Genomic DNA, 1,930 nt, shown 5'->3' on the forward strand with positions numbered 1-1,930 from the left:
GTGCCGCCGGTGGTGAATCCGCCGCCGGTCACGCAATCGGCCAACGCCATCCAGGCGGTGACGTCCGATCCGAAGCCGCAACCGGCGCCGACGCCGGCCCCGGTGGAAGCGCCGAAAGGCCCGGTCTCGGCCAAAGCCAACTGCAGCCACCTGGAAGCGCCGGAGTATCCGTCCAAGGCCCAGGAAGACGAAATCCAGGGCGTGGTGTCGGTGGTGTTCAGCGTGGGCGCCAGCGGCAAGTTCGGCGGCGAGGCCAGCTTCAACTTCAGCGGCGACATTCCGCCGCGTTACCGCAGCAGCTTCAAGTCGGCGATCACCACCGCATTGCAGGGTTACACCTGCCAGGCCAATTCCCAGCTGAAGCAGGAATTCGGCTTCAAACTCGACTCTGGCGCCTAAGTCGCCCAGGGCATCTCAAGACACAAAGGAGCAAATACCATGATCAAGAACACTCGCGCACTGCTGGGCAAAGTCCTGGGCGCCGCCGGCCTGCTGACCGCACTGCCGGCGCTGGCGGCGGAGACCGTCAGCACCTCCAATCCGTACGGCATCGACGCGCTGTGGTCGCAAGGCGACTTCGTGGCCAAGGGCACGCTGATCATTCTGCTGATCATGTCGGCCTCCACCTGGTACGTCGGCATCGTCAAGCTGCTGGAACAACGCCGCCTGATCAAGCAGGGGCATGAACTGCTGGGCCACCACGGCTCGGATCTGCAAAAAGCCGCCAGCGAACTGGCGGACGAAGGCATGTACAGCGCGGTGGCGCAAGCCGGCATCGAGGCGGCCGCCGAGCACAAGGGCGAACTGGCCAACCGCGTCGACCTGAACACCTGGGTGGCGATGGCGATTTCGGACGCGGTGGACTCCGCCAGCCACCACATGCAGAACGGCCTGTCGGTGATCGCCACCGTGGGTTCCACCGCGCCGTTCGTCGGCCTGTTCGGCACCGTATGGGGCATCTACCACGCGCTGGTGAAGATCGGCACCTCGGGCCAGGCTTCCATCGATAAAGTGGCCGGTCCGGTGGGCGAAGCGCTGATCATGACCGCGATCGGTCTGGCGGTGGCGGTGCCGGCGGTGCTGGGATACAACTGGCTGGTGCGCCGCAACAAGCTGGTGCTGGACAACGTGCGCGTGGTGTCGGGCCGTCTGCACGCCAGCCTGCTGAACACCCCGAGCCGGTAATCGAATATGGCCCGTTACAAACGATTTGGCCACGGCAAGGGCGACGAGGACCAGGTACTGTCGGCGATCAACACCACGCCGCTGGTGGACGTGATGCTGGTGCTGCTGATCATCTTCCTGATCACGGTGCCGGTGGTGACGCAGACAGTGAAGATGACGCTGCCGAAAGAGCAGAACATCCCGACGCAGACCAAGCCGGAGAACGTGGTGCTGGGAGTGGGGCCGGACAGCCGCATCTACTGGAACATGTCGCCGGTGAAGGACCAGCAGGAATTGCTGGCGCGGCTGGTGAAGGAAGCGAAGAAAGACCCGCAGCCGGAAGTGCACATCCGGGGCGACGCGACGGCGAAATACGCGCCGATCGGCCGCATCGTGCTGGCGGTGCAACAGGCGGGGATCGTGAAGATCGCGTTCATCACGGAGCCGCCGGCGCCCGGCGGCGGCGAGTAGGAGAAGAGACATGGCGATGAATGTGGGTTCGTCGGGAGAAGACGACCTGATGATGGAAATCAACACCACGCCGTTGATCGACGTGATGTTGGTGATGCTGATCATGTTGATCATCACGATTCCGATCCAGACGCACGCGGTGAAGCTGGACATGCCGCAGAACACGCCGTCGAAGCCGTTGGCGAAGCCGGTGGTGGTGCAGATCGACATCGCGCCGGACAACGCGGTGATGTGGAACGGCGAGCGTTTGCCGAACCGGGAGGCGCTGGAGACAAGGCTGTCGGCGGCGGGGAAG

General features: G+C 64.2%; 3 protein-coding genes and 1 pseudogene. All 4 read left to right on the forward strand.

Translation table 11 applies throughout. The features are described from left to right. A pseudogene (locus ACX17K_RS21930) lies at positions 1-399 on the forward strand (hypothetical protein); the annotation flags it as partial. Positions 400-438: 39 nt separating this feature from the next. Next, entirely contained in the window at positions 439-1,185 is a 747-nt protein-coding gene (locus ACX17K_RS21935; protein WP_021476090.1) for a MotA/TolQ/ExbB proton channel family protein, read from the forward strand. Positions 1,186-1,191: 6 nt separating this feature from the next. Further along, entirely contained in the window at positions 1,192-1,635 is a 444-nt protein-coding gene (locus ACX17K_RS21940; protein WP_046159195.1) for an ExbD/TolR family protein, read from the forward strand. A gap of 10 nt (positions 1,636-1,645) precedes the next feature. Beyond that, the coding region (locus ACX17K_RS21945) for an ExbD/TolR family protein (RefSeq protein WP_493776424.1) at positions 1,646-1,930 on the forward strand (285 nt) is incomplete at its 3' end.

This window comes from Chromobacterium sp. INPA-IVC (genome assembly GCF_059047085.1).